The organism is Erythrobacter ani, assembly GCF_019204025.1.
Lineage (GTDB): Bacteria > Pseudomonadota > Alphaproteobacteria > Sphingomonadales > Sphingomonadaceae > Erythrobacter > Erythrobacter ani.
This window is the reverse complement of record NZ_JAGSPB010000002.1, coordinates 97,705-122,938: the sequence shown is the minus strand read 5'-3', so window position 1 is coordinate 122,938 and position 25,234 is coordinate 97,705. Positions and strand designations below refer to the sequence as shown.

The 25,234-nt window shown below is 60.4% G+C and carries 29 protein-coding genes; 22 read left to right on the top strand and 7 right to left on the bottom strand.

What is annotated here, in order from left to right; genetic code table 11:
• Positions 1 to 55 precede the first annotated feature (55 nt).
• The 11 genes from KCG45_RS07555 to KCG45_RS07505 all read left to right on the top strand — a co-directional run bounded on the left by KCG45_RS07555 (position 56) and on the right by KCG45_RS07505 (position 9,783).
• Positions 56 to 949 carry a prephenate dehydratase gene (locus KCG45_RS07555; protein WP_218317578.1) on the top strand — a complete coding sequence of 298 codons (894 nt, stop codon included), beginning with the start codon at positions 56 to 58 and terminating at the stop codon, positions 947 to 949.
• Between the two features lie 69 nt (positions 950 to 1,018).
• Positions 1,019 to 1,720 (top strand): hypothetical protein, encoded by a 702-nt coding sequence (locus tag KCG45_RS07550; protein ID WP_255548072.1) that lies wholly within the window; start codon positions 1,019 to 1,021, stop codon positions 1,718 to 1,720.
• Entirely contained in the window at positions 1,717 to 2,976 is a 1,260-nt protein-coding gene (locus KCG45_RS07545; protein WP_218316657.1) for a DUF4350 domain-containing protein, read from the top strand. Before KCG45_RS07550 ends, KCG45_RS07545 begins: the two co-directional genes overlap by 4 nt.
• Complete coding sequence (locus tag KCG45_RS07540; protein ID WP_218316656.1) at positions 2,973 to 3,935, top strand: AAA family ATPase; 963 nt, start codon at positions 2,973 to 2,975, stop codon at positions 3,933 to 3,935. Before KCG45_RS07545 ends, KCG45_RS07540 begins: the two co-directional genes overlap by 4 nt.
• Positions 3,936 to 3,980: 45 nt before the next feature.
• Positions 3,981 to 5,291 (top strand): DUF58 domain-containing protein, encoded by a 1,311-nt coding sequence (locus KCG45_RS07535; RefSeq protein ID WP_369410754.1) that lies wholly within the window; start codon positions 3,981 to 3,983, stop codon positions 5,289 to 5,291.
• The gene (locus KCG45_RS07530) at positions 5,288 to 6,379 is read left to right on the top strand and encodes a stage II sporulation protein M (protein WP_255548071.1); all 1,092 of its coding nucleotides are present in this window, start codon (positions 5,288 to 5,290) and stop codon (positions 6,377 to 6,379) included. The genes KCG45_RS07535 and KCG45_RS07530 overlap by 4 nt, the downstream gene beginning before the upstream one ends.
• Positions 6,376 to 7,296 (top strand): RDD family protein, encoded by a 921-nt coding sequence (locus KCG45_RS07525; protein ID WP_218316654.1) that lies wholly within the window; start codon positions 6,376 to 6,378, stop codon positions 7,294 to 7,296. Before KCG45_RS07530 ends, KCG45_RS07525 begins: the two co-directional genes overlap by 4 nt.
• On the top strand, positions 7,293 to 7,757 hold the full coding sequence (locus KCG45_RS07520) for a GNAT family N-acetyltransferase (protein WP_218316653.1): 465 nt from the start codon (positions 7,293 to 7,295) through the stop codon (positions 7,755 to 7,757). Before KCG45_RS07525 ends, KCG45_RS07520 begins: the two co-directional genes overlap by 4 nt.
• Positions 7,754 to 8,668 carry a class A beta-lactamase gene (bla, locus tag KCG45_RS07515; RefSeq protein WP_218316651.1) on the top strand — a complete coding sequence of 305 codons (915 nt, stop codon included), beginning with the start codon at positions 7,754 to 7,756 and terminating at the stop codon, positions 8,666 to 8,668. Before KCG45_RS07520 ends, bla begins: the two co-directional genes overlap by 4 nt.
• A gap of 36 nt (positions 8,669 to 8,704) precedes the next feature.
• Positions 8,705 to 8,899 carry a hypothetical protein gene (locus tag KCG45_RS07510; protein WP_218316650.1) on the top strand — a complete coding sequence of 65 codons (195 nt, stop codon included), beginning with the start codon at positions 8,705 to 8,707 and terminating at the stop codon, positions 8,897 to 8,899.
• Positions 8,896 to 9,783 (top strand): fatty acid desaturase, encoded by an 888-nt coding sequence (locus tag KCG45_RS07505; protein WP_218316648.1) that lies wholly within the window; start codon positions 8,896 to 8,898, stop codon positions 9,781 to 9,783. Before KCG45_RS07510 ends, KCG45_RS07505 begins: the two co-directional genes overlap by 4 nt.
• A gap of 3 nt (positions 9,784 to 9,786) precedes the next feature.
• On the opposite strand, the gene KCG45_RS07500 is transcribed toward KCG45_RS07505, so the two are convergent.
• Positions 9,787 to 10,785 (bottom strand): isoaspartyl peptidase/L-asparaginase family protein, encoded by a 999-nt coding sequence (locus KCG45_RS07500; protein WP_218316646.1) that lies wholly within the window; start codon positions 10,783 to 10,785, stop codon positions 9,787 to 9,789.
• 71 nt (positions 10,786 to 10,856) lie between these two features.
• On the opposite strand from KCG45_RS07500, the gene KCG45_RS07495 reads away from it, so the two are divergent.
• The gene (locus tag KCG45_RS07495; RefSeq protein WP_218316645.1) at positions 10,857 to 11,807 is read left to right on the top strand and encodes an SDR family NAD(P)-dependent oxidoreductase; all 951 of its coding nucleotides are present in this window, start codon (positions 10,857 to 10,859) and stop codon (positions 11,805 to 11,807) included.
• Here KCG45_RS07495 and KCG45_RS07490 read toward each other — a convergent pair.
• Genes KCG45_RS07490 through KCG45_RS07475 form a run of 4 tightly spaced genes read right to left on the bottom strand, consistent with a single transcriptional unit; the run spans position 11,804 to position 14,822 of the window.
• Complete coding sequence (locus KCG45_RS07490; RefSeq protein ID WP_218316644.1) at positions 11,804 to 12,742, bottom strand: alpha/beta hydrolase fold domain-containing protein; 939 nt, start codon at positions 12,740 to 12,742, stop codon at positions 11,804 to 11,806. The two genes, KCG45_RS07495 and KCG45_RS07490, sit on opposite strands and share 4 nt — an antisense overlap.
• 45 nt (positions 12,743 to 12,787) lie before the next feature.
• Positions 12,788 to 13,585, bottom strand: a complete 798-nt coding sequence (locus KCG45_RS07485; protein WP_218316643.1) for an HvfC/BufC N-terminal domain-containing protein — start codon at positions 13,583 to 13,585, stop codon at positions 12,788 to 12,790.
• Positions 13,582 to 14,451, bottom strand: coding sequence for an MNIO family bufferin maturase (gene bufB / locus KCG45_RS07480; RefSeq protein WP_218316641.1), 870 nt, complete (start codon positions 14,449 to 14,451; stop codon positions 13,582 to 13,584). Before bufB ends, KCG45_RS07485 begins: the two co-directional genes overlap by 4 nt.
• Entirely contained in the window at positions 14,448 to 14,822 is a 375-nt protein-coding gene (locus KCG45_RS07475) for a hypothetical protein (RefSeq protein ID WP_218316640.1), read from the bottom strand. Before KCG45_RS07475 ends, bufB begins: the two co-directional genes overlap by 4 nt.
• On the opposite strand from KCG45_RS07475, the gene KCG45_RS07470 reads away from it, so the two are divergent.
• The 4 genes from KCG45_RS07470 to KCG45_RS07455 are packed head-to-tail and all read left to right on the top strand — an operon-like array spanning position 14,797 to position 16,795.
• Complete coding sequence (locus KCG45_RS07470) at positions 14,797 to 15,078, top strand: BufA1 family periplasmic bufferin-type metallophore (RefSeq protein ID WP_218316639.1); 282 nt, start codon at positions 14,797 to 14,799, stop codon at positions 15,076 to 15,078. The two genes, KCG45_RS07475 and KCG45_RS07470, sit on opposite strands and share 26 nt — an antisense overlap.
• Positions 15,079 to 15,135: 57 nt before the next feature.
• Positions 15,136 to 15,609, top strand: a complete 474-nt coding sequence (locus KCG45_RS07465) for a DoxX family protein (protein ID WP_218316637.1) — start codon at positions 15,136 to 15,138, stop codon at positions 15,607 to 15,609.
• On the top strand, positions 15,610 to 16,140 hold the full coding sequence (locus tag KCG45_RS07460; protein ID WP_218316636.1) for a sigma-70 family RNA polymerase sigma factor: 531 nt from the start codon (positions 15,610 to 15,612) through the stop codon (positions 16,138 to 16,140).
• 1 nt (position 16,141) lies between these two features.
• Positions 16,142 to 16,795, top strand: a complete 654-nt coding sequence (locus KCG45_RS07455) for an NrsF family protein (protein ID WP_218316635.1) — start codon at positions 16,142 to 16,144, stop codon at positions 16,793 to 16,795.
• Between the two features lie 30 nt (positions 16,796 to 16,825).
• Here the strand turns inward: KCG45_RS07455 and KCG45_RS07450 are convergent, their stop codons facing one another.
• Complete coding sequence (locus KCG45_RS07450) at positions 16,826 to 17,830, bottom strand: zinc transporter ZntB (protein ID WP_218316632.1); 1,005 nt, start codon at positions 17,828 to 17,830, stop codon at positions 16,826 to 16,828.
• A 70-nt stretch (positions 17,831 to 17,900) separates the two neighbouring features.
• Here KCG45_RS07450 and ispG point away from each other — a divergent pair, with 70 nt between their 5' ends.
• The 5 genes from ispG (at position 17,901) to KCG45_RS07425 (ending at position 22,724) form a co-directional block, all read left to right on the top strand.
• The gene (gene ispG / locus KCG45_RS07445) at positions 17,901 to 19,049 is read left to right on the top strand and encodes a flavodoxin-dependent (E)-4-hydroxy-3-methylbut-2-enyl-diphosphate synthase (protein ID WP_218316630.1); all 1,149 of its coding nucleotides are present in this window, start codon (positions 17,901 to 17,903) and stop codon (positions 19,047 to 19,049) included.
• On the top strand, positions 19,046 to 19,564 hold the full coding sequence (locus tag KCG45_RS07440; RefSeq protein ID WP_369410753.1) for a thioredoxin family protein: 519 nt from the start codon (positions 19,046 to 19,048) through the stop codon (positions 19,562 to 19,564). Before ispG ends, KCG45_RS07440 begins: the two co-directional genes overlap by 4 nt.
• A gap of 2 nt (positions 19,565 to 19,566) precedes the next feature.
• Positions 19,567 to 20,484, top strand: a complete 918-nt coding sequence (locus KCG45_RS07435; RefSeq protein WP_255548181.1) for a histone deacetylase family protein — start codon at positions 19,567 to 19,569, stop codon at positions 20,482 to 20,484.
• A 41-nt stretch (positions 20,485 to 20,525) separates the two neighbouring features.
• Positions 20,526 to 21,974: an NAD(P)-binding protein gene (locus KCG45_RS07430; protein ID WP_218316628.1), complete on the top strand. Its 1,449-nt coding sequence runs from the start codon at positions 20,526 to 20,528 to the stop codon at positions 21,972 to 21,974.
• A gap of 69 nt (positions 21,975 to 22,043) precedes the next feature.
• Complete coding sequence (locus KCG45_RS07425; RefSeq protein ID WP_218316625.1) at positions 22,044 to 22,724, top strand: murein L,D-transpeptidase catalytic domain-containing protein; 681 nt, start codon at positions 22,044 to 22,046, stop codon at positions 22,722 to 22,724.
• On the opposite strand, the gene KCG45_RS07420 is transcribed toward KCG45_RS07425, so the two are convergent.
• Positions 22,721 to 24,121, bottom strand: a complete 1,401-nt coding sequence (locus KCG45_RS07420; protein ID WP_218316623.1) for a L,D-transpeptidase family protein — start codon at positions 24,119 to 24,121, stop codon at positions 22,721 to 22,723. The two genes, KCG45_RS07425 and KCG45_RS07420, sit on opposite strands and share 4 nt — an antisense overlap.
• Before the next feature lie 176 nt (positions 24,122 to 24,297).
• Here KCG45_RS07420 and KCG45_RS07415 point away from each other — a divergent pair, with 176 nt between their 5' ends.
• Entirely contained in the window at positions 24,298 to 25,200 is a 903-nt protein-coding gene (locus KCG45_RS07415) for a DMT family transporter (RefSeq protein ID WP_255548070.1), read from the top strand.
• Positions 25,201 to 25,234: the final 34 nt, after the last annotated feature.

The window sequence follows — 25,234 nt, the reverse complement described above, 5'->3', positions numbered from 1 at the left end:
GCGGTGCAAGCAGGCTTGCCGCATCGTCGCTCCGGTTCTAGCAACGCAGGCGAACATGCGCAGCTTTCCCGGACCAGCCCTCGCCATTGTCGACAAACTTCGCGCCGCTGCGGAACAGGATCCGGCGTGCGCAATTGCATTCCAGGGCTCGCCCGGTGCCAATTCGCACCGCGCCGCGACCGAGGCTCGTCCCGATGCCCTCCCTCTGCCCTGTTTCAGCTTCGAAGATGCGCTGGAAGCGGTAAAGGATGGCCGGGCGGGACAGGCGATCATCCCAATAGAAAATTCGCAGCATGGCCGCGTCGCCGACATTCATTTCCTGCTTCCAGAGAGCGGCCTTTCGATCGTGGGCGAGTATTTCATGCCGATCCATCACGCCTTGATGGGGCTGGGTCATGGTCCGTTCGAGGCGGCTTATAGCCACCCGCAGGCTCTCGGCCAGTCGCGGTTGTTCTTGCGGGAAAGAGGCATTGTGCCTCTCAGCCACGCGGATACGGCAGGCGCGGCGGCGTTCGTTGCGGAAAAAGGCGATCCAAAGATTTCCGCCATCGCCCCAGCGATCGCGGCTGAGCTATACGGGCTCGACATCGTGGAAACCCATGTCGAAGACAGCGCAGACAACATGACACGCTTCGTCATCCTCGCCGCAGATCAGCTCTCGCTCGCGGCGCTTGGGGACACTCCGGCGATCACGACGTTCGTGTTCGAAGTCAAAAACATTCCCGCCGCGCTTTACAAGGCGCTGGGCGGGTTCGCGACCAATGGCGTGAACATGACCAAGCTTGAGAGCTATCAGGAAGGCGCCAGCTTCTCCGCCTCGAAATTCTATGCCGACATCATGGGCGCACCCGGCGACCCAGCTGTCGACCGCGCTTTGGAAGAATGCGCATTCCATTCCAAGGAACTGCGGATTCTCGGCACTTATGCCCAAGGGCGCGCGCGCGGCTGAGCCTCTCCGCCAAACACAGGGGCATTCGCTGTTGCGCCACTCGATAGGCCGTGCCACCACTTGCGCTGAATGACCAATGCGGCGCCCAATCCACCTACCGAGATTCCGCCTTCGTCTGCCGCCACGATCAGCGAGCCGATAACGGAGAGCTGGACGCGTGTCCGCAGTGACACCGATATCCAGTTCGCGCCGATTGAAATCCCCGAGCCGGTGATCGAACCGCCGAGCGCATTCGAGCGTGCTCTCGAGGCGTTTTTCCAGTTCTTGGGTGAAATTTTGGGACCGGTCGGCGGATTTCTGGCAAACAGCTGGCCGGTTCTCAAATGGGTTTTGCTCGCAGCGCTCGCGGTATTTGTAATCTACTCCCTGATAAACCTGTATGGAACCTCGCGCCGCAACGTGCGCACACTCGCCGATGGAGAGAGCGAACCCGAATGGGAGCCGAGCCGCGCGGAAAGCCTCGCCCTGCTTGAAGATGCTGACAGGCTTGCGGCAGAAGGCCATTATGATGCGGCAACGCATCTGCTGCTTCAGCGCAGCGTGGGGCATATCGCGTCGGCACGTCCCGAGTGGGTCGAACCGTCGAGCACTGCGCGCGAGCTGGCTGAATTACCTACGCTGACACTGCAAGCGCGCGACGCTTTCCGCACGATATCGCAGCGCGTGGAGCGAAGCCTGTTCGCGCTGCGATCGCTCGACGCTGCGGATTGGGAGGCAGCACGCGCAGCCTATGCGCAATTCGCCGAAGAGCGGATCGGGGCTCGCTCATGACAGCTCCGGCCCAAACCGGCAGAGAAGCCTCTCCCTTCAGCCGCGGCACGGTGCTTGCCGTGATCCTCATCGGGTTCGCCGCATTTCTCGCACTGCTTTACTTCATTGGGGCCGGCGACACCGGAGAGAGACGCGGTGATGGGGCTGCCCACGGTTCGGCAGTCGGGCTGAATGGCTATGCCGGATTGACACGCCTGCTGGAGGCCGAAGGCGCCGAGGTAGAATTGTCTCGCAGCCCTGGCGGACTGGAGACGAGCGCGCTCCTGGTTCTGACGCCCGGCTTCGATGCCGACCCGGATGAACTGGGCGAGATGCTTGAAAGGCGCAGATACATGGGCCCTACGCTCGTGATCCTGCCGAAATGGCAGACTGCCGGTCCCCCTCGCCAGATTTCGGATGAAGTGGCCGAAGAGTTCAAGGATGGCTGGGTACGCTTCACGGGAATCCCCGATCTCGATTGGACACAAGGATTGCCAGCGCCGTTCACTCTGACGCGGCGGACCGAGCCTGGCGCGATGTGGTCGGGTTTTGGTCTTGCCGGCGATTTGTCCAGCGAGCTGGTCGCCTACGCGGTGCCAAGCGGAAGCCACGACCCTCTGATGTCCGATAGTCAGGGCCGAATTCTCGCTTTCCATGTGATCGGTCAGGGAGATCACAACTTCGCTGAGGATCTCCATACAGTTACCGTCCTTGTCGAACCCGATATCGTCAACAATTACGGACTGGCAGATGCCACGCGGGCAGCTGCAGCAATAGCGCTGGTGCGAGAGGCCGCGGGCGGAGATGCGAGCACGATCGTGTTCGACCTCACCCTCAACGGATTGGGCGGCGCGAGCAATTTGCTGACCCTCGCGTTCCAGCCGCCATTTCTGGCGGCTACCCTGTGCCTGATCCTTGCAAGCCTGATCGTGGGTTGGCGCGCATTCATGCGGTTTGGGCCGGTGAGCGCAGCCCCTTCCGAAATCGCCTTTGGCAAGGATCGCCTCGTCCGCAATGGCGCCGGGCTGATAGTGCGAGCAAAGAGATTCGGTCTGCTCGCCGAACCTTATGCCGTCTTGTCTCAGCGGCGCATCGCTCACGCGCTCGGGATCAACCGCCCTGATCCAGGCACTATCGACGCCGCTGTGGCAGCGCGTCTGCCCGATGAAGAACCATACTCACACCGCCTGAACCGGCTGATAAGGGCCGAGACGGCACCCGAGATATTGCACGCTGCACAGGCGATGAAAGAGCTTGAAGGGAAACTCACTCGATGAGCATGAGTCTAGATGAATTACGCGTTTTAGCCGAGGCGATCCGGACCGAGGTGTCCAAGGCGATTGTCGGTCAGAACGAGATGATCGATCAATTGCTCGTCGCGTTGATCAGCGAGGGGCATGTCTTGCTCGAAGGTCCGCCAGGCACTGCCAAAACGTTTCTTGCCAACAGTTTCGCCGCCGCATTGGGTCTGGGCTTCGGCCGGATCCAGTTCACGCCGGACCTTCTGCCGGGTGATATTCTCGGATCAAACCTGTTCAATTTCCAGACCAGCCAGTTCACTCTCACGCGCGGCCCGATCTTCTGCGAGTTGTTGCTCGGTGACGAGATCAACCGGACGCCTCCCAAAACACAGGCAGCCCTGCTCGAGGCGATGCAGGAACGACGGGTGACGCTCGATGGTGAAACCCACGAGCTTCCATCGCGCTTCATGGTGATCGCAACCCAGAACCCAATCGAAAACCAAGGGGTTTATCCCCTTCCCGAGGCGCAGCTTGACCGGTTTCTGTTCAAATTGCTGGTCCCCTATCCCGGCGAAAGCGAAGAGGCGCGGATCGTCGAGGAATTCGGCAAGCGACAAGGTCCGCAGCAACCTGCAGAACTCGGTGTGACGGCGGTCGCGAACGCAGAGACGCTGGAAGCTGCTAGCCGCGCGCTGGACGAGATCACCGTCGCCGAAGAGATCACCCACTATGTTGTTCGCCTCGTGCGTGCGACCCGCGACCACGCCGACCTTTCCGTCGGAGCATCACCACGCGCAGCAGTCATGTTGGCAAACGCGGCGCGGGCCAGAGCTGCGCTCGCCGGGCGCAATTACGTCATACCCGACGATGTGAAAGCGCTAGCGATTCCGGTCCTGCGTCACCGCCTCACGCTGAGCCCCGCAGCCGAGATCGAGGGTCGCGACATCGAAGCGCTGGTCGCTGAGCTCGTCGAGAGCACGGAAGCTCCACGCTGATAGGCTGCCGGGAAATTGCAACGGACCTTTCCTCGATTTCCCATTGTGCCCACCGGGCGCAGCGCATGGCTCATCGCCGGGCTCGCTCCGGCGGCCATCCTCGTCGCGGCGGTCGCGCCCGGATTATGGATCACCGCTCCGATCCTTGCAGCTACGGTGCTTCTGCTGGTGATCCTCGATGGATGGCTAGCTGGATCGTGCAGGGATTGGTCGGTGCAGGCGCCCGAAGATGCTGAAATCGGCCAGGCCATTTCCATCAAGGTCGCAGCCGCGTTTTCCCGCACGGCGCCAACCGGGCCGATAGCCGCACTGGACTTCGATCCGCGCTTGGGTGGATCGGGAATGGCACATGTCAAATTGGCCAGCAGCACTTCAGGCGGGACGTATGACGGATCAGTCGAGCTCCATCCCGAAAGACGCGGCACTGCAAGCATCATCCGCGCGTGGCTGCGCTGGGAGGGGCCATTCGGGCTTGGCGCGCGCCAGATTGGTTTCCCGGTTGAAAAGCAAATTCGCATCTGGCCAGACCTTTCTCCTGTGCGCAGCCGCGAATTGCAGACATTCCTGCGAAATTCGCAGACCGGCATTATCGCGCGGCGTATTCGCGGCGAAGGCACTCAGTTCGAAGCATTGTCAGAATACGAACCTGGCATGGACCGCCGCCGGATCGACTGGAAAGCCAGCGCCCGCCACAACCACCTTTACGCCCGCGAAAATGAGAGCGAGCGGGACAACCAGATCGTCTTCGCATTCGATTGCGGGCAAGCGATGTGCGAGCCGGTGGATGGGATGCCCAGGATAGACCGGGCCGTATCTGCAGCACTCACATGCGCGTATGTCGCGCTGAAGAGCGGTGATCGGGCCGCACTGTTCGGTTTTGCGCAAAGGCCGCAGGTCATGACGCCGTTCATCACGGACCCGCGCGCCTTTAATCGTCTGCAAAGCTCCGCCGCCGCGCTCGATTACAGCACCGCGGAGCCCAACTTCACTCTGGCGCTCGCAACCCTGACCGCCAAGCTTCGGCGTCGCTCGCTGATCGTGCTGTTTTCGGATTTCACCGATGCGACGGCAGCCGAACTCATGATCGAAAGCATCGAGCGACTGGTCGGCAAACACCTCATCGTATTCGTGACCATCGCAGACAGCGAACTCGGCGCTTTTGTCGAGGAAGAACCAAGCGACATCGCAACCCTCGCCCGCAGCGTGACAGCCGATACGCTCGCTCACCAGCGAAGCATCGTCCTGCAGCGGCTCCGCAGACTGGGTGTGGATGTGATCGAGGCTCCGTGGGAGCAAATCGGTTATCGCCTGATCGATCGCTACCTCCTTGCAAAGAACAGCGAGGCGATAGGTTGAAGTCCCCCGCCCCCTCCAGCGTTTTCGCACGGAAGATCGATACCTGGTTCGGCCGCGGCGATGTTGCCCCACCAGCGGACATCGAGAGCGCAGCGCTTCGCTCGGATCGTTTCCGCCTCGAACGAGAGGGCGATTGGCGGCGGCTCGAAGATGTCGTTTCGCGGATGGAACGCGGAGGACTTCGCAAGATCGGCGACGAGGATTTGCTCGCCCTCCCCACCCTATATCGGACAGCCGCATCCAGCCTCTCGGTCGCGCGCGAGACATCGCTTGATGCCTCAACGCTCAGCTACCTCGAAGGCCTCGTGCAACGCGCGTGGTTCCAGGTCTACGGGCCGCGCAAGGGTCTGTTCGGCTGGCTGCGCGAGTTCATCCTTGGCGGTTGGAGCCGTGCGGTTCGCGAAATCTGGCTCGACATCTGCATCGCCTTGTTCGTGATGGTGTCCGGTGCGGCCGTGGGCTGGCTGCTCGTCGCGCAGGATAACGACTGGTATTACAGGCTTGTCCCGACCGGACTCGCCGATACCCGCGTACCCGGTGCAAGCCGCGACGTTCTGCTTGAGACGCTCCGGGCCGAGAACGATTCGGGCGGACTGACTGCATTTGCCGCCTACCTTTTCAGCAACAACGCCGGGGTGTGCATACTCGCCTTTGCGCTGGGATTTGCTTTCGGCATCCCGTCCTTGATGCTGCTCGTCCACAACATGGCTATGCTCGGCGCGATGATCTGGCTGTTCGCCGGTCAGGGACTAGGCTGGGAATTTACAGCATGGCTCAGCGTGCACGGGACCACTGAATTGTTCGGCATCCTGCTTTCGGGTGCGGCGGGGCTGCATATCGGCCGGTCCATGGCCTTTCCCGGTTCGAGGTCCGTCCTGCAAGCGGCATCGGAGAGCGGGCGGCGCAGCGCGGTCATCATGGTCGGGGTCGTTTTGATGATGGTGGTCGCAGCGATCCTGGAAGCGTTCCCGCGCCAACTCGTGGGCGGCACGGAAACCCGGTTCCTGATCGGCGGGATGTTCCTGACGTTCTGGCTAGTTTACTTCTTCCTCTACCGGCCTGAATTCACCGAAGAGTACCAGTCATGAACGCGGCAGCACCGGCGCTGAGCCCGGACAACACTCGTCAGCGGCAGCTAATCACGCCCGAAGGCATCGCGGTTCCGGTGATCATCGCCTCGCGGGGATCGCGCCTCGGGGCGCTCGTGCTCGATTTTGCAATCGTGTTCCTCGCTCTTGTCGCGATCCAGCTCTTCCTCTTTCTGATTGCGGGCGGCCTGCTCGATGAGGCCGTTCAGGCGGCGGAAGAGAGCATTTCGGGCGCTGCGGAATTCCTGTTTATCCTCCTTGTGCTGATCATCTTTCTGGCGCGCTACGCGTATTTTCTGGTGATGGAGCTGGGCCCGCGAGGTGCGACTTTCGGGAAGCGGATCGTCGGCATTCGCGTGGCTGCGCGCGGCGGCGGCAGGCTGACGCCCGAAGCCGTAATCGCCCGCAACCTGCTCCGCGATATCGAGCTTTTCATGCCACTCGTGTTCCTCTCAATGGCACCCGGCGGGGATTCGGGCAATGCCGGGATTGCCGGACTGATCTGGTTTCTGATCTTCATGGCCTTCCCCTTCTTCAACAAGGACGCGCTGCGCGCTGGCGACGTCATCGCAGGGACCTGGGTGGTCGAGGCACCACGAACCAAGCTCGCCGATGCGATTTCCGTTACCGCGGCCGCCTCGCGCGGAACCAGTGAAATCACCGGTATGCGCTACGATTTCGGAGAGGATGAATTGTCGGTTTATGGTGAGCGCGAGCTGCAGACGCTTGAGCGGATGCTGCGCGATGCAGACCCCGACGCGCTTTCGGCGGTGCACGCGACGATATGCAAGAAGATCGGCTGGGATCCAGGTGCGGGCGATGAAAGAGCATTTCTTGAAGCGTTCTATAGCCAGCTCCGGGCGCGGCTGGAGGGGAATATGCGGTTCGGCAAGCGCAAGGCGGACAAGTTCTCATGACAAGCTATCGTATCGAGCCGGACGATCTCACCAGCCCCGATGTGCTCGGCCTGCTCCAGTACCATCTCGACGAAGTGCATGGCTGGTCACCCACTTGCAAGGTTCACGCATTGCCACCCGAACGACTGCGAGAGGCCGACATCGCGTTTTTCGCCGCACGGGATGGCCAAATCCTGGCCGCCGTCGGCGCGCTCAAGGAACTGGACGGGAAGCGCGGCGAGATCAAATCCATGCGGGCCGCGCCTGAATATCGCGGCAGGGGCGCGGGCGAGGCGATCCTGCGCCATCTGATCGCCGAAGCGCGCAAACGCGGCTACAATTGGCTGGGGCTGGAAACTGGTCGACCTGACAATTTCATTCCGGCAAAACGGCTCTATCGCAAATACGGTTTTAGCGAGTGCCCGGCATTTGCCGAATACGTATCCGACGAATACAGCATGTGCATGGAGAAACATCTGTGACTTTCGATCGCCGCCGGTTTCTGGGCGGAACGCTGGCGCTCGGCGCAGGCGCTTGCATACCTCCCGATCAGAGTCCGATCGGTCGGCTTCAGGCCAAGCTGCGCATCGTCGAGGCTGCTGCCGACGGGACGCTGGGCGCGGAAATCCTCGACACGCGCACAGGCATTGCCGTCGGCATCAACCGCGACAGGCGCTTCGGGCACTGTTCTTCGTTCAAGCTTTCGCTGGCGGCGATGGTGCTCGCGCGCAATGCCGCGGGTCAGATCGATGCGGACAAACGCGTGACCTGGACCGAGGACGATCTGATGTTCGTCTCGCCCTTTACCACCCGACGCCTGGAAGAGGGTGCGACGCTGAGAGAGTTGGCCGAGTTTACGCAGAAATATTCCGACAATGCGGCGGCCAACATTCTGCTGCGTGAATTGGGAGGGCCGGGCGCGCTCACCGATTTTTGGCGCAGCATTGGCGACAATGTCAGCCGTCTCGATCGGATCGAACCCGCGCTTAATAACGTGCCAGTCACCGAAGTGCGCGATACGACCACCCCCGCCGCCATGGCGCGTACTGTCTCAAGGCTCGTCTACGGAAACGTGCTGCCGGAGGCGCAACAAGCTGTCCTGCGTCAATGGATGAGCGACACGCCGACCGGCGCCAACCGTGTCCGCGCTGGTCTGCCTGAAGGCTGGATCGCGGGTGACAAGACCGGCACGTCCATCTGGCCCGGCATGGGCAGCCTCTATGTCGATATCGGGTTCGTCGAGCCTGATGATCACGCTCCGATCGCTTTCGCGGCCTATTTCAGGTCGCACGACACGCATACGGGAATGGACCCCGCATCTGAGCAGGCTCTCGCGCGCGTCGGCGAAGTCGTTGCCGACTTTGTAAAACGGGACCGTCCATTCCCATTCTAGTAGCGATATGATACCTATTTTCACCGGAAGAGGGCCATGGAACGCGTATTCAAGACCATTGCGGGTATCTTGCCCTTGGCTTTTGCCTTCGCATTCCTGGTGCCCGTAATCTCGCAGGGAATGCAGGCGCTCGGCATTGCCGCTCCCTTCGGATTATCACATCTCGCGTTTGCGTTGATCGTCGGGGGCGCTTGGGGATTGTTCGCGCAGGTGACAGGGCGGTGGGTATGAACGCGCACCCGCCCAGCCTGGCAATCGATTTGTCATCGCTTTCAGAACCGGAGTTGCGCAGGCTCGAACTCAAGATTGCACGCAAGCATTCAGGCCGCGTTCCGTGGATTGCGGTGGTTTGGGCGTTCGGAAATCTCGCCGTCTGGATCGCGCTGTGGCCGCTGGTAATTTCAGGCGTTGTCCCAATTTGGCTGGCGTCCCCGGTCGCGGTCGTCAACCTTTCCTTGGTCTATCTGCCCACGCATGAGGCGCAGCATGACATTATCGCGCGGCCAGGCACGAAGCTACGCTGGCTTAATGAACTGGTGGGCCACGCAACCAGTTGGATGATTGTCATGCCTTTCGAGGTGCTGCGGGTTACGCATCTCGATCATCACCGCCACACAAATGATCCCGACCTTGATGTCGACATCACTTCAAGCGCGACCGGACCATGGAATGCAATCTGGCGGGCTATCCAGGGCCGCCAGCCAGCAGCAAAACGCAATCAGGATTACCTCGCCAGCCTTGTACGCAATGGACGCGAGGATCTGGTCGTTCTTTCACTGCTCTATCGCATTGGCTTCATCGCCGTCCTCGGCGGGCTGGCATGGAACGGCTACGCGCTCGAGGCTCTGTTCCTCTGGTGGCTGCCATATCAGATCGCGATGACCTATATCGTGTTTTTCCTGTCGTGGGCGCCGCATCACCCCGGATCGCACAGATCACGCTACACAAACACACGCAGCTGGAAGTCGTCGGTTGGGAATATCGGTTCTATGGGGATGCAGTTTCACATCGTGCACCACCTGCACCCGTATATCCCGTTGCATTTGACCCCAGCGGCCTATTGGGAAATGCGCCCCATCCTCGAGGCGCGTGGCTGCAGGCTCGGCGATAATTAGCGGTTATTCCGCAGCGAAGATCGCCACTTCATTCACGCCTTCGCTCGTTGCGCGGCCGCGGTACATGCCAGTGGTGTTGAAGCTGTAGAGTGCTTCGCCCTTGGGAGTAACGACAATCACCCCGCCATCGCCGCCAAGTTCCTTGACCTCGGCCATGACCTCGTCGGCGGCCACGTGCGGCTGATCGGCGTTCGACAGACGCAACCGGCTGCATATCTCCTTTGCCACCCCAACGCGGATGAAAAACTCACCCCACCCCGTCGCCGATACCGCACAGCTACGATTGTCGGCATAGGTGCCCGCGCCGATGACGGGCGCGTCGCCGATCCTGCCCCAGCGTTTCCCGGTCATCCCACCGGTTGATGTACCCGCCGCAAGATTGCCGTCCATGTCGAGCGCGACCGCGCCAACCGTCCCGAATTTGTGATCAACATCGATTGATGACAGCGCATCCGCTTTCATCCGCTCCAGCGATTCCCGGCGCGGTTCGGTCGCGAACCATTCGGGCGAAGCCGTTTCAAGCTGCACCTGCGAGGCAAATTCTTCCGCGCCCTCGCCCATCAGGAAAACATGTGGACTATCGGTGCGAACCTTGTCCGCCAGCAGGATCGGATTCTTGATCGAGGTAACGCCCGTGACCGCCCCCGCGCTGCGATCGCGTCCATCCATGATCGAGGCGTCGAGTTCGTTGCGCCCCTCCCACGTAAAGACCGCCCCACGCCCGGCATTGAAAAGCGGATCGTCTTCGAGCGGGATGATCGCAGCCTTCACCGCGTCCATTGCGCTGCCACCGCTCGCCAAGATGGCCTTCCCAGCATCAAGCGCGTTCTGAAGCGAAGCCTCGTAAGCGGCGCGGCGCTCGGGCGTAATCTTCTCCGGGTCAAGCGTCCCCGCGCCTCCATGAATGGCCAGCGACCAGCGCGGTTCAGCGCGGTCCTGCGCTAATGCTGGAGCGGAAACGGCAAAGGCGGCGGCGACAAACAGTCGGATCATTGTTTTCATGAGTTGAAGGACTAACCCAATCGCGGGCATGACGCCACCGGAAGCCGAAGAGAAACAAGGGAACAGACTGGATGAGCAAATTTGGCGCGCAATCCACCACGGATGATGTTCTGGCGGAAAAAGATTTGACCGGAAGAACGGTATTCATCACCGGCGGAAATTCGGGCCTCGGCCTCGAAACGGGGCGAGCCATGTCTGCACGCGGCGCGCATGTCATCCTTGCGGGGCGCGACCACGGCAAGCTCGCTGAAGCGATGCGCATCATTCGATCGGATCACTCGGACGGCGAGGTTGAAAAGATCATCTGCGATCTGGGGTCGCTGAAAAGCGTGCTAAATTGCGGCACAGAGGCACGGAACCGATTCGACAAGATCGACCTGCTCATCAACAATGCAGGCGTAATGGCGTGTCCGAAAAGCACGACCGCCGACGGTTTCGAAACGCAGTTCGGCACCAATCATCTCGGGCACTTCTTGCTAACAAAGGAGCTGATGCCGCTGATCGAGAAAGGCACGGCCAAGCGCATCGTGAACCTGTCCAGCCGCGGGCATCATTTTGCGCCTGTTAGTCTCGGAGACCCGAATTTCGAGACCACGTCTTACGATCCGTGGGTGGCCTACGGCCAATCGAAGACCGCGAATATCCTGTTCACGGTCGGTCTGGAACAGCGCTTCTCCGACAAGGGCATTCACGCCTACGCTGTTCATCCTGGCGGCATTCAAACAAATCTTGGACGTCATATGACAGAAGAGCAGACAGCCGCGCTCATATCACGGGTCTCGGCGAGCGATCCGGACTTTGCGTGGAAGACAATTCCACAAGGCGCTGCGACGCAGTGCTGGGCGGCCACGGACAACCAAGTCGAAGGCACAGGCGGAGTGTACTGCGAAGACTGCCACGTTGCAGAGGTTGACGATAATTCCGCAAAAGGCGGTGTCCGCAGCTACGCCATCGACCAGGACAACGCCAACCGCCTGTGGGCCATGAGTGAAAGCCTTGTGGGCGATCGTTTCACCGCCTAGGCGGCGAGAAAATCACCGAGCAACTTCACGGTATCCTTGGATTCCTTCGTCGGCGTTATGGCCATGAAGACGTGCGGCGCTCCCTCATATTCGTAAAGCTTCGCGTCGATCCCGGCATCGCGCAGCTTGCCCGTGAAAGTGCGGCTGTCGACAATGAAGAGATCGTGCCGCCCGGTCCAAATCCGGGTCGGCGGCAACAGAGCGAGGTCTTCCTTGCTCGAATAGAGCGGGCTGCACTCCGCGCTCCCCGGGTCGCGATCTCCAGCAAACATCTCGCCGCAACTGCGCAAGGTGCCGATCTTCAGCATGATGTCATGCGGCTCTACAGCGCGTATGGCTTCGTCCGCCATCGTTAGGTCAAGCCAAGGTGCAAACAAGGCGAGCTTGCCGGGCTGCGGCCCTCCGGCGCGCGCCAATCGCAGGGCCAGGCTCAATGCCATATGCCCGCCAGCGCTGTCGCCATTGAGGATGATGCGTGATGGATCGTGCGATCCGGCAAGCTTGGCAAACACCTCGTCGGCGAGGTCATCCTGCAACTCATGCGAGCTTTCCGGAACCACCTCATACAGCGGAACCGTGACGCTCAGGCCGAGCCGTTCAACCATCGCAGCGACAAGCGGCCAGTGTTCCTTGAACATCGGAAGGATAAAGCCGCCGCCGTGGAAATAGATCATGTGCCATGCACCGGGACCAGCCTTCGGGTGCAGTGTCACGACCATTTGATCGGCAGCCTCCCACCGCTCGACGGTGAACTTGTCCGCGAACTTGTCTGGCATCGGCGCGTCAGTGGGAAGGTCGCGCCGCGCCATATGGGCTTCGAATTCGCGTGCTGTATGCGGAAAGACGGGCTTGCGCTTCGCCATGAGCCATCTGATTGTGCGCATGAGCAAGCTTGGCTTGGCGGTGCGCAATTCGATCGAGGTGTCGCTCAGCATTCTGGTTCTCCCTGATGGGCGACCATGGAGGATGGCGTTTTGACGTCAAGTCTTCAGGCCGACAACCAGCCCTTCCTTGAGCCATTCGCCCAGCAGCGCACCGGCGCGCATGGCCGCGTCCTGCACCTGCTCAGGCTCGGGATCGGAGCCAGCGAACGTGGTGACGATTTCCCCGTAGGCCGCGCCGTCCTGCATTGCGGTAAAGGCGGTCACGGCATCGGGGGCGAGCAACTGAAAAGTTGGACGCTCGCCCTCACGCCAGACGAGGCAACCTTGCGGTTCCGCCAAACGTGGGTCTGGCCGGTCGAGGTCTGACGCCTCTTCGAGCGCTTTCCAAAGGATGGTCAAATTGGTTTCCACAATCCGCGCAGACGATCGCGCCTGGAATTCCAGCCGCAGCTCCATCCAGTCTTCGTCACCGAACCCGCCGGTCGCTTCCGCGAAGGCTCCCGGGCCGAAGGGTTCGACGTCCGGTCCGGTGGCCACTTGGAGCATTGTCCATTCGAGCCATGCGAGATCGGCCACCTCCGGGTTCTTTGCGAACAATTGCGCGCAGGTCGCATCGAAACCGATGCCCACCTCGTCGATGGTCCAGCCCGCCGGAGGGTGGGTGATCGCGTGGTGCGCGCTAGCCTGTTTGAACGCGCTTTCACCGACATAGCGCGCGGTCCGTTCGAACGTGCTTTCGAGCGCCCCGACAAGAGCCGATCGGTAATTGCCACGATACACGGCCAAGCCCGCAGCCTGCCGATTGGTCCAATCCTCCGGGAGGGGCGCGCCTTCGTCGAGGATGGCGCGCAGAAACGCTTCCTGACGTGCCTTGAGATCGGCGGCCTCGCTCATGCAGGGACAAGAGCCTCATCGGCAATCCCGCGCGCACGGTCGAGCTCAGCGAGCAGCTCGGCTATTGGCGGAATGTGCTCATCGCGTTCGATCATCGTCGCCACCGGATGAGGCAGCATGGCGATAGCCTTGGCATAGAGGTCCCACACACCGTCCGCGACCTTACGGTCATGCGTATCGATAATGATGTCCCGTTCAGGGGTCGCCGGATCATGTCCCGCGAGGTGTATCTGGCGGATACGTTCGAGCGGCAGACCGGCGAGATAATCCTCCGCTGCAAACCCGTGATTGCGCGCACTTACGTAGATGTTGTTCACATCGAGCAGCAGATAGCACCCCGTTCGCCGGGTCATCTCCGCCATGAATTCCCACTCGGAAAGATCATCCTCGGGAAACGTGAGATAGCTCGAGGGATTTTCGAACAACATGGCCCGGCCGAGATGATCCTGAGCCTGATCGATGTTGGCACAGACAGCGCTGAGCGCCGCCTCGGTCAGCGGCATAGGCAACAGATCATGGCTGTTATGCGCGCTTGTCCGGGTCCAGCACAGGTGGTCAGACACCCATAGCGGGTCGATCCGGCGTTCCAGCCGTTTCAGCTTTTCGAGATGATCGGTGTCGAGCCCACCTGCCGATCCGATCGACATGGACACGCCGTGAAGGATGACCGGGAACCGCTCACGTACCTGTTCGAGAACTCGCAATTGTCGGCCGCCCTCGACCATGTAGTTTTCGCTGATGACTTCGGCGAAATCGACCGGCACACCTGCCTCACCGGGGCCCGCGAGAAAATCGTCATAATGTGTTTTGCGAAGGCCAAGTCCGAAGCCGCCGAATGGCCGTATGGGGTCGTGATGCTGCGTCATGATGTTCTTTCATAGCAGAAACCTGCAAATGTCGATGTGGCAGTCTGGTCCGGCAGGTTCGAACCTTCAACGAGAGCGTCCTTCACCAGGTTAGGGCGGCCCACCGGATTAGATCCGCCAACCTTTGCCATCGCGCCCATCACCGAATAGCGTTCCACATCCTCATATCGACCGACATGGGGGTCTTCGCATGGGCGAGCTACCGGGTTACACATCACCCAGCCGAGGGAGAGGCCCGCAAATTTTTTCAGAAATTCTGTAACCGCCGGGTGTTCCGGCGCGAATGACCTGACAAGTCCGGTGTGATGCTGGACGCAAGTTTTTTGATAAATCTGGAGAAAACCCATGAATGCCAAGACAATCGCGAACATCGCGGGTCTCGCTCTTACCGCGGGCATCGCCGCTGGCCTCGCAACAACACCGGTTACGGCCGCCGGTCCGAAAGAGAAATGCTACGGCGTTTCGAAAGCGGGCAAGAACGACTGCGCCGCCGGTCCCGGTACAAGCTGCGCCGGAACATCGACCCGCGATTACCAAGGCAATGCCTGGACCTATGTCGACAAGGGCACCTGCGTGAAAATCAAGACGCCTAAAGGCAATGGATCGCTGAAAGAAATCAAACGCTAAAGCGACTGCGCCGAGGCAGCGCAGCCGAAGATTTATGGCTTATCTAGGAGGAACACGATGAGCGGATTAGTTTCGATGTATAACCGTTTGACAGATTTGCTGTCAGGCACCTTTGTCGAAAGCATAATGCAGCTGCTCGCTCGCATTGCGCTCGCCGGAATTTTCTGGCGGTCCTACCAGACAAAGGTTGTCGATGGCACATGGTTGCAAATCGACGAAACGCAGTACTTCATTTTCGAGAACGAATTCTCAGGGTTGCCCATACCGACCGATTTGGCGGTGCCGATGGCGACCTATGCAGAATTCTTCTTCCCGATCCTGCTCGTACTGGGTCTTGGCACTCGGTTCTCGGCGCTCGCCCTGATGATCATGGCGCTCGTCATCCAGCTCTTCGTGTTCCCTGATGCAGCACACTTCTTTGGCTGGGCGATTACGGTTCTTGGTCTTGGCGGGTTCTTGCTGAGCCGCGGAGCCGGGCTCTTCTCGCTCGACGCCCTGATTGCCAGGGTAATGGGCCTGAAGACCGCATAAATGGTTGCTGACGAACCCACCTTCGCCCGCCTCATGGCGGCGACACAGAACGGCGACAAGGCCGCCGGGAATGTGTTGCTGTCCGAGGCTGGCGTCTGGCTGGAGCGGTATTTCCGCAGGCGGGTGCCACCCCATCAGATCGACGATCTGGTTCAAGAGGTGCTCATCGCATTTTATACAAAGCGCGGAACTTGGGATCCCGCGCGACCGTTTCTGCCTTGGCTTGCAGCCATCGCGCGATATCGCTGGGTCGATCATCTGCGTAAGGTCTACAAGCATGACAGTCAGGAACTGATGGACGACGACGCAGCGCAGGACAGCGAAGAAGAAGTTGTGCTCGCCCGCGTCAGCCTCGATCGGCTTTTCGGTCAGTTACCGGAAAAGCAGGCAGAGGTGATCGAAATGGTCAAAATTGGAGGGCTTTCGATCCGTGAAGCCGCCGAAAAGACCGGGCAAAGTGAAAGCCTGGTCAAAGTGAATATCCATCGTGGCCTAAAAAAGATGGCCACCCTGGTCGAGAAAGCTGAATGATATGGAAAAGTACAATAACCGCGCGGATTTGATCGCCGCCATGACAGAGGACCTGACCCCGGTGCGCCGGGTTAAGCGATCCGATGGCATAGCGCTTATCGCATTTACCACTGTGGTTGCCGCAGTTGCATCAATCGCGGTGTTCGAATGGTGGTCGGGACTGCTCACTGGCGAAGCATCAGGATACTTCCTGATCACGCACGGCCTTTTGCTCATCTTGGGCGCTGCAAGCACGGCTTCGCTCGTATCGGGCGCTTTGCCTCGGGTTGGAGCGCGCGCGACTGCGCCGATGTGGGGCGCGGCCATGCTTGCGACCCTGCCGATAGGTGCCGTGCTCAGCCTGCTCTCCGGGCATGAGTCCCACGCCAGTTCAGGGTTGAACGATCCGGTCGCCTTCATGTGCACGACTGCCTCGCTCTCGGCGGGCGCGCTGGTCGGCATCGCCTCTGTCCTTTGGCTGCGCCGCGGCGCTCCGGTTTCGATCGAACGCTCGGGCTGGCTCACGGGTCTCGCCGCTGGTTCGCTGGGAACGCTGGCCTACGGCATCACCTGCCCGCTCGACACGTTCTCCCATGTCGGCCTGTGGCACGTCGCCCCGGTTGCGATTTCAGCAGTGATCGGCCGGCTGGTCGTCCCGCCGCTTATCCGCTGGTAGAAAAATGTGTGAGCCGCTGGCGCTGGCGGCTCACAACCATTTCCAGCGCCAGAACAGCAGCAACTGGATCGCAATGATCGCGAAACAGATACCTGCGACGACCCAGAATGCTTGCGAGTTGTCGATACCGGGCATTCCGCCGACATTGATCCCCATTAATCCTGTGAGAAAGCCCAGTGGCAGGAATATCCCTGCCACAATTGTGAGCATGTAAGTCGCATGCTCATTGGAGGCCAGACTGCGTGCGCGAAGCTCATCCTGCAGCACGACGGCGCTCTCCTTGCTGATGTCGATATCATCGAGATAGCGCCTCAAACGGTCGATCGATTCCGCAATCTCGCGCCGATCGTGGTCTTCGAACCAAGAGGGAGCATCGCGAGAAATTCGCTCAAGAGCCTCATGCTGGGGCGACATATGACGTTTCAAAGCCAGGCAATTGCGCCTGATCGATGTGATTTTGGGCAGGATTTGCTCGTAATCGTCCTCTACGTCCATCTCTTCCAACTCGTCGATCTGAAGGTTCATATCGACAATCGTCTGTCCCATACGGACAACGAGCTGCTCAACGATCTGCGTTATCGTACCGCCGGCGTCATGCGGACCTTTGCCGTTTTCGAGCATCAAACTCACATCGCGGGGCGTTTGCATCGGAAGTTTTCGCAGTGTGATGAGCCGCGTACCGTCCGACCATAGCTGCAGCGAAATCATGTCCTCCGGTTCGGCCTGGGGATTGAAGTTGATGCCGCGCAGCGTTGCCACCAGAGCATCACCCTCTCTGAGTGCCCTCGGGCGCGTGGAATCCGAAACGAGCAATTCTGCGGTCACTTCTGGAATGCCGAGATCGGCCACGAGCCAGGGTTCCACCTCAGGGGCGTGGCGGCGCAGGTGAAGCCACAAGATCTCGCCCGGCGCCTCAGGCTGCCAATTATCGACCTCGGACCGTCCTATGGACCTGGAACCGCCTTTTCCATCGAGCACGTGACCAAAAATCAGTGGCTCCATTCCGCCAGTCGCATCGGTATCAAGCTGATCCATCGCTGTACCATGCCTCAGCAAGCCCCGCTTGTCATTGCCCCTTCATCGAAGCGCGACTATATGCAGCGTCATGTCTTCAGTAAGGCCCTGGCGCGATATCGAGCGGCGGCAATGCCGCCAGATAATGGTCGGCGATGTGCCGGTGGGCGGCGACGCGCCCATCACGGTACAGACCATGACCAACACCCCGACCGAAGATGCGGTGGCGACGATCGATCAGATCCGCCGCTGCGAAGAGGTTGGCTGCGATATCATTCGCGTGTCTTGCCCGACGGAAGAAGCGACCGCAGCGTTCGGCAAGATAACGAAGGCCTCGCGCATTCCGGTCGTGGCCGACATCCATTTTCACTATAAGCGTGCGCTCGAAGCTGCTGACGCAGGCGCCGCCTGTTTGCGTATTAATCCCGGCAATATCGGGTCTTCGCAGCGCGTTGCCGAAGTAGTCCGTGCCGCGAAGGCCAACGGCTGCGCGATCCGCATCGGTGTAAATGCTGGCTCTCTTGAAAAGGACCTGCTCGAAAAATACGGCGAGCCATGCCCCGAAGCGCTCATCGAAAGCGCGCTCGATCATATCAAGCTGTTGCAGGATCACGACTTCCACGAGTTCAAGGTCGCGGTCAAAGCGAGCGACGTGTTCCTCGCCGTCGCCGCCTATCACGGGCTCGCCGAAACGGTGGACTGCCCGCTGCATCTGGGCATCACCGAAGCAGGCGGGCTAATCGGCGGGACGGTGAAGTCCTCCATCGGCATGGGTTCGCTGCTGTGGGCCGGGATCGGCGACACGATCCGCGTCTCGCTCTCCGCCGAGCCGGAGGAAGAGGTCAAGGTCGGCTACGAGATGCTGAAAGCGCTCGGCCTGCGCACGCGCGGCGTTCGGGTCGTGTCCTGCCCGAGCTGCTCCCGCCAGGGTTTCGATGTGATCCGCACGGTCGAAGCGCTCGAGAAACGGCTCGAACATATCAAGACGCCGATGAGCCTTTCGGTGCTCGGCTGCGTGGTCAACGGACCGGGTGAAGCGCGCGAGACGGATATCGGCCTCACCGGCGGCGGCAATGGCAAGCACATGGTCTATCTGTCTGGTGTTACCGACCACACGGTGCAGGATGGCGACATGCTCGATCACATCGTGCGGCTGGTCGAAGAAAAAGCGGCCAGGATCGAAGCAGGCGAAGCCACTGCGTTCGATCCGCACGCTCCCGAGGTAGAAGCCGCCGAGTGATCCGTCCGCTTTTCAGCATGGGCCCGGCGCTGGTGCTGGCGGCAGGAATCCTTGCCGCGGATCATTTCCTGCCTGAAAACGGCGCGGCGCACGACTATCCTGAAGCAAAATCGTACCGTGTCACGTCCGATGCCAGCGCAGATGTCGACGCTGCGCTGAGCCTTGCTGCTGAAAACGGAACCCGCGCGATGATCGTCATGGGCGCAAACTGGTGTCATGACAGCCGCGCCCTGGCCGGATGGCTTGGCACCGACCGTTTTGCCGAACTGATAGACGCGCATTACGAATTGGTATTCGTCAATATCGGGATGCCGCAGTCGGGCGACGGTCACAATCTGAAGATCGCCGAGCGCTTCGGTCTGGAAGAAGTCCCGGGCACACCAAATCTGCTTGTCGTGACGCCGGATGGGGACCTGGTAAACGCCGAGACGGCGACCACCTGGCGAAATGCAGCCAGCCGCAGCGAAAATGCAATCTACGAAGAGCTCGCCACACTGGCAGACAAGGCAACTTGACCCTGCTCCACGTCGTCCATCACGCTGACTACATTGCGCCCCGCCCTGAGCGCGGGACTTTCAAGTTCGACAAGTACTACCTCGTCATGGAAGCGCTGCGGGAAAGCGGCGCAGCCATCACCGAACATGCGCCCACCCCGATGCCGCGCGAATGGCTGGAGGCGGTCCACGATCCGCAATATGTCGACGAAGTGTTCCGCGCCGAAGTTCCGCGCGAAAAGGAACGGCGGATCGGGTTTCCGGTAACGGAGCGAATACGGGACCGCGTGCGGCACACCAATGGCGGCACCTGGCTCGCTGCGCGGCTCGCGCAGCAGCACGGATACGCCGCAAACAGCGCCGCTGGCAGCCATCACGCGCTCGCCGACACCGGAGCTGGCTATTGCGTGTTCAACGATCTCGCAGTGGCCTCGCACAGGCTGATCGCCGAAGGTGACGCAACACGTATCCTGATCGTCGACCTCGATGTGCATCAGGGCGATGGCACAGCCAGCCTGACCGCCGGACGCGAAGACATCTTCACGCTGTCCCTGCACGCCGAGAAGAACTTTCCCGTTCGCAAAGCGCGCTCGAGCCGCGACGTCGGATTGCCCGATGCAGTGGATGACGATGGTTATATGGAGGTGCTCGACCGGCACCTTCCCGCGATTATCGCCGAGTTTGCACCCGACCTCGTGCTCTATCAGGCTGGCGTCGATCCGCACGTCGACGACAAGCTCGGGCGGCTCGCGCTGAGCGATGCCGGGATTGAGGTCCGCGACAATTTTGTGGTCCGCCAAGCGCGCGAACGCGGACTGCCCATCGCCTCGGCACTCGGCGGAGGATATGGGGACAACCAACGCGAAGTCGCAGGTCGGCATGCGCGCTCGATGCTGGAAATGGCGCGCACAAATTCATCGTTCCCGTATCCGTCCTCTTGATGGTAAGCGTTGTTGCCGGGTCGCCCGCTGGAGTGCTTTGAATGTCCGATTTCGAAACCGACTACCTGATCGTGGGCGCAGGCGCTGTCGGCCTCGCTTTTGCGGACACGCTGCTCGATGAAGACCCGGATTGCCATATCACCATTGTCGACAAGCACGCGCGCCCCGGCGGGCACTGGAACGATGCCTATCCGTTCGTCGCCCTGCACCAGCCGAGCGCGACTTATGGCGTCAATTCGATGGAACTATGCCCCGACCGGGTGGATGAGCACGGTCACAACGCGGGTATGTTTCCGCTCGCTAAACACGCCGAAATCCTCTCTTATTACAGCAAGCTGATGAGCGAGCGCATGATCCCCAGCGGACGCGTGAGCTACCACCCGCTGACTGAATATCTCGGCGGAGATGTGGGTGAGCACCGTATACGCGGCATCCTTTCGGGCGATGAGCAGACGGTGAGGGTCCGCCGGAAGCTTGTCGATGGGACATATTTCCAAACCTCCGTGCCCTCGACCCATAAGCCAACCTTTGCCATTGCCGAAGGCGCGCGCTTTGCCATTCCGGGCGATCTGCCCGCACTTTGGAAAGAAACGGATAACCTTCCGGATCACTACATTATCCTCGGCGCGGGCAAGACGGCGATGGACACTGGTGTCTGGCTGATCGAAGCGGGCGTCTCACCTGAAAAGATCGGCTGGGTGCGTCCGCGCGACAGCTGGATGTTTAACCGCAAACTGCTCCAACCAGCATACCACCGAATTGAAGGGCTGATCCAATTCCAGATCGATCTGGTCGAGTGCGCCGCCTCGTCGAAAACCGGTGACGAGATGCTGGCCAAGCTGGGTCAGCGCGGCACGATGCTTAGGCTCGATGAGAGCGTGACTCCAAAAATGTTTCATTTCGCTGTGATTTCAGAAGGCGAAGTGGAAATGCTGCGAAGAATCGAAACCGTCTATCGTCAAGGGCGGGTGACGCGAATTGAACCTGGAAAAATGCACTTCGGCGATGACGCGATCGACGTGCCTGACAACACGCTTTTCATCGATTGCACCGCTACTGCCGTTCCCTTCGAGGCTCGGGAGAACGTCCGGCCGTTTTTCGAAGGTGACACGATTACCCTGCAACTCGCGCAGACCCCGTTCGTGCCTTACAGCGCTGCTCTCGCTGCCTTCCTTGAGGCAAATTTCGACACGGACGAAGAGAAAAACGCGCTTTGCCCACCCGCACCGCTCACAGATTCGACCGACACCTATCCCTATGCAGTAATGGCCAATCTGATGAGCACCGCGATCCTCTCCAACAATAAGAAGACCGACCAATTCAATGCGAAAAGCCGCCTGCATCCAACCGGCCCTGCTGTCGCGCGTCTGATCGAAGAAAAGGACCCAAGGCTCGCCACGCTGTCAAAGGTCGGTCCGAAAATCCAGAAACTCATGCCCGAAGTTGTCAGGTTGGGAATGGCGGCAAAAGCCATTCACGAGGCCTCGTGAAAATCCCATGCATCGCGGCGGAATTGCTGTTCACGGGAACATAAGATTTGCGCTATTAGTATTGACGTTATGAACCGGCGCGATCTTCTCAAGTCTTCTGTAGCAGCGGGGGCGGCGCTCGCCCTGCCACCCAAAATTGCGGCTGCGCCGCGGAAAGGCACCGAGCGGGACAGAAAGCTGTTCGCTCTTGCCAAGCGCGAGCTCGACCGCGCGGGCGACGTTATCTGGAAGAAAGACATCGTGGGCATTGCCGATTTCGGCGTCCATTCCGCGGAAAAACGCTTTCACTTCGTCAATCTCGACCGGGAGGAAGTGCAGAGTTTCCATGTCAGCCATGGCACCGGCTCCGACCCGGAACACGACGGATGGCTCAACAATTATTCGAACGTCGAAGGCTCCAATGCGACCAGCAAGGGGGCGTACATCACCTGGGAATGGTATGTCGGGCGATATGGCACGTCGGTGCGGCTTGGCGGTCTTGACTCAACCAACGATGCAGCGCTGCGCCGCTACATCGTGATGCACCGCGCCAACTATGCCGAGCCATCGCATATCGACCGCTGGGGTCGCCTTGGCAGGTCGAACGGGTGCTTCGCACTTGGCGAAGAACAATTTCGCATCGCTCTGCTTAACCTTTCCGGCGGGCGGCTGTTGTACGCCGACAGCCTCGGCTGGTCGGACAATTCGCTGGAATTACTCCAGCCGGAAGAGCCCAACGCTACGCAGCGTTACGCGCCGGGATCGTTCTAACCGCCGATCCGCGGATCGTCTTCGATAACGATAACCTCATCGTCGATAACGTTGCTCCGGTCGCGCTCGCGCGGCTTGTCGAGGCTCGCGAGGACCGGCGCATCGCGTCCGTAGATGTCGTCGAAGGTCTGCATTTCCCCGTCAATATCGGACGCCATCGTGAAATAGGTGATGTACGCGGGCAGTTCGTCTTTCATGTAAACCTTGGTGTATTCGCCCGAGGTCGCAATCTCCACGGCTTCATCTTTGCTGGTCGCCTTCCCCAGGATCGCCATCGTGATCGCCAGCTCCAGCGCGCGCTCCGTTCGGATGCAGCCATGGCTGAGCGCGCGGTTGTCATTCGCGAACAGGTGTCGCGAAGGCGTGTCATGGAAGAAAATGGCATGCGGGTTCGGCATTTCGAGCTTCATCCGGCCCAGCGAATTGCCCGGTCCCGGCTGTTGGACCACAGTGATCCACCCGTTTTCGCCGCGTGTCGCCTTGTACCCGTTGCGCTTCGCCCAGGCAGGATTGCTCAGAACCTTGTTGCCGAGCCCTTCCCCCTTCACAATGGATTGCGGCACGGTCCATGTCGGATTGAAGACTACGCCCGATACTTTCTCCGCAAGCTGCGGCGTTGCGGTACGGCCCGGTTTGCCAACGACCGTGCGATATGTGCTGATTATGCTGTCACCGACCGTCAGCCTTAGCTGATATTCAGGGACATTCGTGATCAGGTACTTGCGCCCAAGATCACGCGCGAGCCAGCGCCAGCGGTCCATATTCGCACGGATCAGCTTGCGCTTGTCGGTGTCGCTGTCGGGCGTCGCGGCAAGCTCTGCCTTGAGCCGGGCATAGTCGGGGTGCGTCGGGTTCAGTTTAGCGAGGGTGCCGGCGACATTTCCGCTTTCCATCGCTTCGGTCAGCAGGTCGCCGGTGCGGAAGAAGTCGCGATCGGGATCGACCACGAACCATTGCTCGCGGGCATCCATCGGCGTGCGACCATCGCGGAGATCTTCGACCAGCCAGACGAAGTTCTTCGACGCCAGTGCATTCAGCTCTTCTGAAGGCCCGGACTGCACCGCAACCTGCAGGGCCTGCAGGTCGTAGTCTCGCGGATCGAGGCCCTCTGCTCCAATCCCGTCGATCACCGCGATAAGTTCGCGCGCCGCATCTACGGTCCATGGCTGGATGATCGGCCCCGGAGGCGCGAGGTCGCCCTGCACCACTTCGGAGGACACCATCTGGGGGAACGCTTCATCGAATGTCGCGTCGGGTGCCGTCTCAGGTTCTTCGCCCGCTTGCGCCCCGACGGTATCCTCGGATCCCGCGGCCTGCTCGTCCTGAGCGAAAGCCCCGCTCGAAATCAGAGCCGTGGCCGCGATCCCGCTGGCCAAAGTGCCGATCCATTTGCGCATAACTGTCTCTTTTGTCCCAATTCTCACCGCTTTGCGCGGGTGATGCCCTAATTCTGCAGTATATCCCTGCTTGCCCTCCTCTATCAAGCCAGTGCGCTTGCCCTGCGATGAATTGTGCGCGGCCGTGCACGATCCGGCGTGACGACAGGGCGCCTTATCCCTATGCATTGCCGCCCATGCCCGCGTCGCCAAGCACTGTCCGCCGATTGATGCCCTTCGCCGCCGCTGCGGCGGGCGTCGGCTTCCTTTCCCTGATGGACGCGCTGATGAAAGATGCGGCCCTAGCGACGGGCACCTACACCGCGACCGTGCTCAGATCGCTATTCGGGGCGGCGATCATCGCGCCGATATGGATGATTCGGCGCACCGGCTGGCCAAACAGAACAGTGATGAAACTGCATGTCGAGCGCGGGATAATTTCCGCTTTCATGGCGCTGAGTTTCTTCTTTGCACTTACGAAACTGCCGCTCGCCGAAGCCATCGCGATCAGCTTCATTGCACCGCTCATCGCTCTCTATTTCGCACGCGTCCTGCTGGGTGAAGAAATCCAGCCAAAGGCGATTTACGCCAGTATCCTCGGTTTCATCGGCACGATGGTGATCGTGGGCGGCAAGTTCGGCAGGGGCGACATGTCGCCTGATGTGTGGCTGGGCATTGCATCGCTAGGGTTCTCCGCGGTGCTCTATGCCTACAATTTTGTAGTCATCCGCCGCCAGAGCCAAGTTGCCGGCCCCGTCGAGATCGCCACCTTTCATAGCGGGATCGGCGGGCTGGTGCTGCTCCTTTTCGCACCGTTTCTCGCGACAGTGCCAAAAACGGAGGCACTGATGACGATTGCGGGTGCCGGGGCGCTAACCGTTTTCGGCGCGATGGCGATCGCCTGGGCCTATGCCCGTTCGGAAGCGCAGGCGCTCGTGCCAATCGAATATACAGGGTTTCTGTGGGCGAGTCTGCTCGGTTGGCTCTTCTTTCGCGAGCCTGTCACCCTGCCGACTCTGGCAGGCACAGCCTTGATCGTGACAGGGTGCTGGATCGCAACGCGAAGGCCCCGAATTCCGCCCCCCGCAGCGGCAACCTGAACCGGCAATCGCAAGCGACTCGCAACAGCTTTCA